At 70.0% G+C, this 8,534-nt stretch carries 9 protein-coding genes; 2 read left to right on the top strand and 7 right to left on the bottom strand.

The window, feature by feature from the left end:
• The 3 genes from ASE87_RS07125 to thyX all read right to left on the bottom strand — a co-directional run.
• Positions 1–1,646: ribonuclease J (locus ASE87_RS07125; protein WP_056227215.1), on the bottom strand; the 1,646-nt coding region annotated here is incomplete at its 3' end.
• A gap of 83 nt (positions 1,647–1,729) precedes the next feature.
• Positions 1,730–2,707, bottom strand: a complete 978-nt coding sequence (gene dapA, locus ASE87_RS07120; protein WP_043596672.1) for a 4-hydroxy-tetrahydrodipicolinate synthase — start codon at positions 2,705–2,707, stop codon at positions 1,730–1,732.
• A gap of 96 nt (positions 2,708–2,803) precedes the next feature.
• Positions 2,804–3,571, bottom strand: a complete 768-nt coding sequence (gene thyX, locus ASE87_RS07115) for an FAD-dependent thymidylate synthase (protein ID WP_231567172.1) — start codon at positions 3,569–3,571, stop codon at positions 2,804–2,806.
• A gap of 91 nt (positions 3,572–3,662) precedes the next feature.
• Here thyX and ASE87_RS07110 point away from each other — a divergent pair, with 91 nt between their 5' ends.
• Positions 3,663–4,568, top strand: a complete 906-nt coding sequence (locus ASE87_RS07110) for a TIGR01777 family oxidoreductase (RefSeq protein ID WP_056227108.1) — start codon at positions 3,663–3,665, stop codon at positions 4,566–4,568.
• A gap of 27 nt (positions 4,569–4,595) precedes the next feature.
• Here the strand turns inward: ASE87_RS07110 and ASE87_RS07105 are convergent, their stop codons facing one another.
• Both ASE87_RS07105 and dapB read right to left on the bottom strand, forming a co-directional pair.
• Positions 4,596–5,042, bottom strand: coding sequence for a tetratricopeptide repeat protein (locus ASE87_RS07105; RefSeq protein WP_369813999.1), 447 nt, complete (start codon positions 5,040–5,042; stop codon positions 4,596–4,598).
• Positions 5,039–5,773 (bottom strand): 4-hydroxy-tetrahydrodipicolinate reductase, encoded by a 735-nt coding sequence (gene dapB, locus ASE87_RS07100; protein WP_056227105.1) that lies wholly within the window; start codon positions 5,771–5,773, stop codon positions 5,039–5,041. The genes ASE87_RS07105 and dapB overlap by 4 nt, the downstream gene beginning before the upstream one ends.
• A gap of 64 nt (positions 5,774–5,837) precedes the next feature.
• Between dapB and ASE87_RS07095 the strand changes: the two genes are divergently transcribed.
• Positions 5,838–6,365, top strand: a complete 528-nt coding sequence (locus ASE87_RS07095) for an N-acetyltransferase (protein WP_056227212.1) — start codon at positions 5,838–5,840, stop codon at positions 6,363–6,365.
• Between the two features lie 27 nt (positions 6,366–6,392).
• On the opposite strand, the gene ASE87_RS07090 is transcribed toward ASE87_RS07095, so the two are convergent.
• Together ASE87_RS07090 and ASE87_RS07085 are read right to left on the bottom strand one after the other, a co-directional pair.
• Complete coding sequence (locus tag ASE87_RS07090) at positions 6,393–6,995, bottom strand: histidine phosphatase family protein (protein WP_056227209.1); 603 nt, start codon at positions 6,993–6,995, stop codon at positions 6,393–6,395.
• 14 nt (positions 6,996–7,009) lie between these two features.
• Complete coding sequence (locus tag ASE87_RS07085; protein ID WP_056227102.1) at positions 7,010–8,368, bottom strand: pitrilysin family protein; 1,359 nt, start codon at positions 8,366–8,368, stop codon at positions 7,010–7,012.
• Positions 8,369–8,534 lie beyond the last annotated feature (166 nt).

Raw genomic sequence — 8,534 nt, 5'->3', positions numbered from 1 at the left:
GGACGACGACGGTGCTGCGTGTTCACCCACCGGCCGACCGTGCGACGCACGACCTGGCTGAAGGCGTGCGTGTCTCGTGTGCCGTTCTCGGCGGCCTCGGTGAGGGCTGCGATGATCTTCGGTTTGACGTCGTCGAACACCCGTTCGTCTTCGGCGAAGCCGCGCGACTGGATCTCGGGCCCGACGACGACACGGCCCGTCGACGCGTCCATGGCGATGAAGACCGAGATGAAGCCTTCTTCGCTCAGGATGCGGCGGTCCTTCAGATCGGCGTCGGTGATCTCGCCGACGGTCGAGCCGTCGACGTATACGTAGCCGATGTCGAGCTGGCCGACGACCTCGGCGACGCCGTCGCGCAGGTCGACGACGATGCCGTCCTCGCCGAGGATGGTGTTCTTCTGCGGCACACCGGTCCGGACCGCCAGCGCCGCGTTGGCGTAGAGGTGACGGTGCTCGCCGTGGACCGGCATGACGTTCTTCGGTCGCAGGATGTTGTAGCAGTACAGCAGCTCGCCGGCGGAGGCGTGCCCCGAGACGTGCACCTTGGCGTTGCCCTTGTGGACGACCTTGGCCCCGAGCTTCGTGAGGCCGTCGATGACGCGGTAGACCGCGTTCTCGTTGCCGGGGATCAGGCTCGACGCGAGGATGATCGTGTCGTCCGCGCCGATCTCGATCTGGTGCTCGAGGTTCGCCATGCGGGCGAGGACGGCCATCGGCTCGCCCTGCGACCCGGTGCTCATGTAGACGATGCGGTCGTCGGGAAGGTCCTTCGCCTTCTTGGCGTCGATCAGGACGCCGTCCGGCACCTTGAGGTAGCCCAGGTCGGCGGCGATGCCCATGTTGCGCACCATCGAGCGCCCCATGAAGGCGACACGGCGGCCGTTGGCGTGGGCCGCGTCGAGCACCTGCTGGACGCGGTGCACGTGGCTCGAGAAGCTCGCGACGACCACGCGGCGGGGAGCCCGGCGGATCACGTCGTCGAGCACGGGCCCGATGTCCCGCTCGAGCGCGGTGAACCCGGGCACGTCGGCGTTCGTCGAGTCGGGCAGGAACAGGTCGACGCCCTCTTCACCGAGGCGGGCGAACGCCCGCAGGTCGGTGATGCGGTCGTCGAGCGGCAGCTGGTCCATCTTGAAGTCGCCGGTGTGGAGCACGGTGCCCGCCGAGGTGCGGATGGCGACCGCGAGGGCGTCCGGGATCGAGTGGTTGACCGCGATGAACTCGAGGTCGTACGGCCCGAGCGACTCACGCCCGCCCTCTTTGACGGCGAGGGTGTACGGCGTGATGCGGTGCTCTTTGAGCTTCGCCTCGATCAGCGCGAGCGTCAGCTGCGAGCCGATGAGCGGGATGTCCTTGCGGAGGCGCAGCAGGTAGGGCACGGCACCGATGTGGTCCTCGTGCCCGTGCGTGAGCACGACGGCCAGGATGTCGTCGAGGCGATCGCGGATCGGCGAGAAGTCGGGAAGGATCAGGTCGACTCCGGGCTGGTGCTCTTCGGGGAAGAGCACGCCGCAGTCGACGATCAGCAGCTTGCCGTCGATCTCGTAGACCGTCATGTTGCGGCCGATCTCGCCGAGACCGCCGACGGGGATCACGCGGAGCGTGCCCTTGGCGAGTTCTCGGGGAGCGTGAATTGTCGTGGGCATCTGTTCCTTCGGTTGGGGTGGGGCTCGTGCCCCTGTGTGCGGGAGGTGTGCGGCCGACGTCGTCGTCGGCGGGGATCAGGAGGTCAGCGCGTGGTGCCGTGCACCTTGGGCAGCGCACCGCCGGCCGCCGCGTTGCGGTCGGGCCGGAAGCGGCTGAGGTCGAGGCCGGGGATGGACCCGACGTGCGACAGTTCGTCTTCGATGAGAGCGGCCTCGCTGTCTTCCGGGCCGACCAGGGGCAGGCGCACCCGGGGGCTCGAGATGCGACCGAGGCCGTGCAGGATGTACTTCGCCGCGACGGTGCCGGGCACGTGGGTCATGACGGCGCGGACGAGGGGTTCGAGCATCTGGTGCGCCTCGGTCGCCGTGTGCAGGTCGCCGGCGTTCACGGCGTCGACGATGGTGCGGTACGGGGCTGCAGCGATGTTCGCGGTGACGCCGATGAGGCCCGAGGCGCCGATGGCCAGGTGCGGCAGCACGTTCGCGTCGTCGCCCGAGAAGTAGAGCAGGTCGGTCTGGTTGAGGACACGACTGACCTCGGCGAAGTCGCCCTTGGCGTCCTTCACCGCGACGATGTTGGGGTGCTTGGCGGCCCGGAGCAGGGTCTCGTACTTGATCGGGATGCCGGTGCGGCCGGGGATGTCGTACAGGATGACCGGCAGGTCGGTCGCATCGGCGATCATGCGGAAGTGCGTCAGCACACCGGCCTGCGTGGGCTTGTTGTAGTAGGGGGTGACGATCATGACGCCGTCGGCGCCGGCCTTCTCGCTGGCCTTGTAGAGCTGGATGGCGTGCGCGGTCTCGTTGGACCCGCCACCCGTGATGATCTTGGCCCGGCCGGCGGCCACCGACTTGCCCACCTCGACGAGACGGAGCTTCTCGGGGTCGGTCAGGGTGCTGGTCTCGCCCGTGGTGCCGGTGACGACGATGCCGTCGGCCCCCGCGGTGATGCAGTCGTCGATGTGCTTCTCGACGGCCGGCCAGTCGACCTCGCCGTCAGCGGTGAACGGCGTCACAAGGGCGACGAGGACCTGACCGAAGGGGTTGCTGATGTTCGACACGCCCTCCAGCGTACTGTCTCGCGTCGGGCCCGACCTCCCCGCGCCGCGTCCGACGCCCCGGTCAGGAGGCGCGGGTCGCGTCGGTGAGGACCGCCGTCAGGGGGCGACGCGCCCGTTCGCCCCGAATGCCGCGTAGGTGAGGGGCATGAGCTCGGCCCAGAGGTCTTCCATCTTCTCGGCGCACATCTCGATCTCACGCTGCGGGAAGGAGGGGAAGTGGGTGCCCTCGCGCTTGGTGCGGAGGCTGAGGAAGTTCATCAGGGATCGAGCGTTCACGGTCACGTACATCGACGAGTAGATGTTCAACGGCAGCACGATGCGCGCGACCTCACGGGCGATGCCGGCGTCGAGCATGCGCTGGTACGCCTCGAACGCCTGGACCGACGCGGCGCGGGTGGCCTCGTCGACCAGGGCGGACTGCTCGGGCGTGCCGGGCAGGAAGTCGTACGCGCCGGGCTTGCCGACCTGCTGCAGGTTGCGGGTGGGGGCGGGCACGTAGAAGACGGGGTTGAGCTCGCGGTAACGACCGCTCTCTTCGTTGTAGCTCGCCATGCGGTGACGCATGAACTCGCGGAACACGAAGATCGGCGCTTGCACGTAGAAGGTCATCGAGTTGTGCTCGAACGGCGAGCCGTGGCGATCGCGCATCAGGTAGTTGATGAGACCGGCACCCTTGGTCGCCTGGGCACCGTCGGCCGATGCCTGGGCGCCGTCGAGGGTCAGCTCGCCCATGGTGGAGACCCGGGCCGCGAACAGCACGTCGGAGTCGTGGGCGCTCGAGCGGACCAACTCGACGGTGACGTCGGAGCGGAACTCGGGGGTCTTGGCGGAGGGCACGGCGGGGGTGGCTTCGGTCTCGGGCACGGCGTCGACTCTACCTCGCAGGGCGCCCCCGCCGGGAAGCACCGTGGCCGCCGGCGGACGCTCCCCCAGCGGGCCGGAATACGGTGTCCCCATGACCGACGCACTCACCGTCCTGATCTCCGGCGCCAGCGGCATGATCGGCACCGAACTCACCCGCCAGCTGCGCGAGGCAGGCCACCGTCCGCTCTCGTTGGTGCGTCACGAACCCCGAGCCGAGGACGAGTACACCTGGGTGCCGAGTGCCGGCATCGTCGACCACGACCTGATCGCCCGCGCGGACGCCGTCGTGAACCTGGCCGGCGCCTCCTTGGGTCGTCTGCCCTGGACGGCCGGGTACAAGCGCGACATCCTCGAGTCGCGCCTCGCCGCGACGTCGACGCTCGTCGACGGCATGGCGGCGGCCTCGACACCACCCGCGACGTTCCTCAGCGGCTCGGCCGTCGGCGTCTACGGCGACCGTCCCGGCGAACGACTGACCGAGTCGAGCGGCCGGGGTGAGGGATTCCTGAGCGACGTCGTCGTCGCCTGGGAGGCCGCCGCCGAGAAGGCCCCCGAGGCCACGCGCGTCGTGACGCTGCGGACCGGCATCGTGATCGGCCCCGGAGGAGGCGCGCTCAAGCCCCTGCTGCCCCTCACCAAGCTGGGCCTCGGCTCGCGACTGGGTACCGGCGACCAGTTCTGGCCCTGGATCAGCCTGCACGACGAGGCCGCCGCGATCGTGCACCTGCTCACGTCGTCCGTCTCGGGCCCCGTGAACCTGGTCGGCCCCACGCCGGCGACGAGCGACCTGATCACGCGGACCCTGGCCGCCGACCTGCACCGCCCCTACCTGCTGGGCGTGCCCGAGGTCGTCATCTCGACCGCCATGCAGGAGGCCGGGCGCGAGATGCTGCTGCCCAGCCAGCAGGTCGTGCCCGAGGCGCTCGAGCGCGACCGTTTCGTGTTCCAGCACCGCACGGTCGAGGACGCACTGACGGCGTTCGTCGACGCACTCTGACCACTCGGCCGAACCGGGCCGGCGTGCTCAGTCGGTCGTCTCGCGTCGGAGCTTGATGGCCCAACGCAGGGCTTGACGGGCCCGTCGGCGATCGCCGCAGGCGTCGTAGGCCAGGCCGAGCCGGAACCACGCCCGCCAGTCGTCGGGCGCCGCCTCGACAGCCGTCTTGTAGGCCGGGAACGCGGCGTCCGCCGCCGCCCGCTCGTACCGACCGGAGGTGCGGCGCGGCAGGTCGTCGACCGGCAGCGCGCCCTCGTCGGCGAGCTGTCGGACGATCTGCTGCGTGCGGAGGCCGAAGCGCAGTTCGACCACGAGGGCGAAGAGCCCCAGGAGGGGAAGGACGAGCAGGGCGACGCCGAGCGCGATCGCCACCGGCTCGCCGGTCGACAGGAACAGCACGGCCCGTTGACCGACCAGCACGACGTAGAGCAGCAGGAGCAGCGCCATGAGGAGCGCCGCAGTACGTCCCTTCACGAATCGAGGGGCAGGACGGCGTCGAGACCCACGACGACCCCGGTGACGCCGGGGGCGGCCTCGATGGCGACGCGGAGCCCCTGCTCGTAGGCGCGCTGCGAGAGCGTGTCGTGCGTGAGCGTGAGGGTCTCGCCCTCTCCGCCGAAGACGACCTCCTGTTTCGCGACGATGCCGCGCAGGCGCATGCTGTGCACCGGCACGCTCGCCACCTGCTGCCCCCTGGCCCGCTGGTCAGCGTGCGGTGCCGACACCGGGCCGAGGTCGCGGCGGGCCTCGGCGATGAGTTCGGCCGTGCGGACGGCCGTGCCCGAGGGCGAGTCGACCTTGCCCTGGTGGTGTGCCTCGACGATCTCGACGGACTCGTAGAATCGCGCCGCCAGAGTGGCGAACCGGGTCGCGAGGACCGAGCCGATCGAGAAGTTCGGCACCACCAGGACGCCGGGACCACCCGCGTCGGCGACGACCGTCGTGAGACGGGCCAGCCGTTCGGCGTTGTAGCCCGAGGTGCCGACGAGCACCGGGATGCCGGCGCGGACGACGTGCTCGACGATCCCCGGACTGACGGCCGGATGCGTGACGTCGATGACGAGGTCGGCCCCGAGGACGTCGTCGAGATCGTCACAGGACGAGAGACCGGCGTGGAGCTCGAGGCCCGGGGTGCGCTCGACGAGATCGACGATGAACGAGCCGAGGGTGCCGGTGGCTCCCACCACGGCGATGCGCGAAGTCATGCCGTCCAATCTACCGGGGGCACCCGGACGGACGAGGGCGGAACCCCGACCTACCATGGAGGGCATGCCCCGGTTCCGCGAGACGAGCGTCTCCTCCCCCGATGCCGCCGCCCTCCTGACCGAGTACTTCACCGAGCGCGAGAACACGTTCCCCTCGGCACAGGGGAGCTACACCACGACCCTGCCCGACGCCACGGCCTTCGTTCCCCCGGGCGGCGTGTTCGTCGTCGTCGACGGCGAAACGGCCGACTCGGACCCCGGCCGGGCCGCCGAGCCGTCCGCGTGCGGAGGCATCCGACTCATCGCCCCCTCGGCCTCGGGGGCCGTGCGGTACGAGGTCAAGCACCTCTACGTGCGTCCCACCGGTCGGGGGCAGGGACTCGGGCGGGCCCTTCTCGACGAGCTCGAACGCCGAGCCTCCGTGTTCGGTGCCGACGAGATCGTGCTCGACACCAACGACAGCCTGGCGGCTGCCGGAGGGTTGTACCGCAGCGCGGGGTACGGGACGATCGAGCCGTACAACGCGAATCCGAACGCGACGACCTGGTACGGCAAGACCGTCCGGGCCGAGACCCCGCACGGCCCCGCCTGACGAGAGGCCGCCCGGGCGGACGACGGGTCAGAAGGGCTGTTCGACGGGAAGACCGGTGCGCAGCTCGACCGGAAGGTGGCCGAGGTCGTTGTGCGTCACGAGCTCGGGCGGCTTCGCCGATCGCACCCGGATGATCGTCAACCCCGCGTTGGCCTGGTTGACGCCCATCCACCGCCAGTCGGGCGCCCCGAACACCTCGCGGACGAACCATCCGATCACGACGTTGTGCGTGATGAGCAGGTCGTGGCGGTCCTCTCGGGCCGGGGTGAGCCACTCGGCGACGGCGTCGGCCATCTGGGCCTGCCCGGCCTCGATCTGCTCGTCGGTGACCCCGCCGAAGAACGGCTTGTACGACGACGGCATGTCGGGCGTCGGACCGGACGGCACGCAGTCGAAGAGGAGGGTCGAGGGCTGCGACTCGAGCGCCGGCATGCGCTCGGTCATGATGGCGGCCGTCTCTTCGGCACGCTCGAGGGGCGAGTGCCACGCCGCGTCGAAGGGAACGCCGCCGAGCCGTTCGGCGAGGAGGCGCACCTGACGCTTGCCCCGTTCGCTGAGGGGACCGTCGGGCAGCCCGTGCTCGGCGTCCTGCTGTTCGCCGTGCCGGACGAGGTAGAGGTAGTGGGACACCGTCGTCTCCTGGTTCATCGAAGGGTCGATCCCGACGTCGTCGTCGGGACGGGGAAGGACGTCTCGTCGACCTCGCCGACCACGACGGTCGACAAGGGGCCGGAGAGCAGCTGGGCCGCCAACGATCGGACGTCGTCGGACGTGACGGCCTCGACGCGAGCGAGGGACGTGTCGAGGTCGACGAACTCGCCCGTCGAGATCTCTGCTCGACCGAGGCGGTTCATGCGGGTGTCGCTGTCCTCGAGGGCGAGCGCTGCAGCCCCTCCCAACTGGCCGAGGGCCCGACGACGCTCGTCGTCGGTGATCCCGTCGACGGCGAGTCCGGCGAGCTCGTCGAGCATGAGGCGGGCGACGTCACCGGCGTTGGCGGGGGTGCACCCGGCGTAGAGCCCGAAGAGACCGGCGTCCGAATAGCTCGGGGCGAACGAGTAGACCGAGTAGGCGAGTCCACGGCGCTCACGGATCTCTTGGAACAGGCGGGACGACATGCCCCCGCCCAACACCGAGTTCAACACGGCCAACGTGGGTCGACGGTCGTCCCCGACGGAGATGCCCGGTAGGCCCAGCAGGACGGTGGCCTGCTCGAGGGGACGCCGGATCACCTGCAGCGGTTCGCCGGCGACGAGCGCGACGGGCGCATCGTCGCGACGGGGCACGGGCGACGCCGCGTCGGTGGGCCACCCGGCCCGGTCGAGCGCCGCCGTCAACCGGTCGAGGGCGCGGTCGTGGTCGACGGCACCGGCGATCGACACCACGAGGTCCTGGGGACGGTAGTTCTCGCGGTAGTGCCGGTCGACGTCGTCGCGTGCCGCGGCACGGATGCTCTCGGGTGAGCCTCCGATCGGACGCCCGAGCGGATGGTCGCCGAAGACCGACTCGAAGAGTCGTTCACCGGCCATGTCGGCGGGATCGTCGTCCGCCATCGCGAGTTCTTCGAGGATCACCCCGCGCTCGGTCTCGAACTCGGCCGGGTCGAGGGTCGACGAGGTCACCATGTCGCTCAGCACGTCGATCGCGTCGTCGAGGTCGACGTCGCGCACCCGCGCGTAGTAGCAGGTGTACTCCTTGGCGGTCGCGGCGTTGTGCTCGCCGCCCACCGACTCGAACGCCACGGCGATGTCGAGGGCCGAGCGGGTCGGCGTGCCCTTGAAGAGGAGGTGTTCGAGGAAGTGCGTCGACCCCCGTTCGGCGTCGGACTCGTCGCGGGAACCGACCGCCACCCACAGACCGATGGTCGTGCTGCGAGCCCCCGGCATGCGCTCGCTGAGCACGCGGACCCCGGAGGGCAGCACGGTTCGCCTCACGAGCGCGTCGCCCGTGGCGCGGAAGGAGATCTCGACCTCGTCGAGCGGGAAGGAGACAGGGCCGTTCATCACATCGAGCCTAGGCGACCTCCCCTGCAGTCGTCCGTGAGCGGCTCAGAACGGCTGGCACCCGAATTGGGGGACGATCCTGGGGACAAACAGACAACTCTGTTTGTCCTCATCGGTGTTAGAGTCGATCCACCGACGACGACCACATCCCCCCTGATGGTCGCCG

The sequence above is a fragment of the Frigoribacterium sp. Leaf44 genome, assembly GCF_001421865.1.
Lineage (GTDB): Bacteria > Actinomycetota > Actinomycetes > Actinomycetales > Microbacteriaceae > Frigoribacterium.
Note: the sequence above shows the minus strand (reverse complement) of the source record. Positions and strands in the feature narration are given on the sequence as shown.

Coding starts and splice junctions, on each gene's coding strand:
- ASE87_RS07095 (WP_056227212.1), top strand. CDS start 5,838: ATGCCCCGGTTCCGCGAGACGAGCGTCTCCTCCCCCGATGCCGCCGCC.
- ASE87_RS07110 (WP_056227108.1), top strand. CDS start 3,663: ATGACCGACGCACTCACCGTCCTGATCTCCGGCGCCAGCGGCATGATC.
- ASE87_RS07085 (WP_056227102.1), bottom strand. CDS start 8,368: ATGAACGGCCCTGTCTCCTTCCCGCTCGACGAGGTCGAGATCTCCTTC.
- dapB (WP_056227105.1), bottom strand. CDS start 5,773: ATGACTTCGCGCATCGCCGTGGTGGGAGCCACCGGCACCCTCGGCTCG.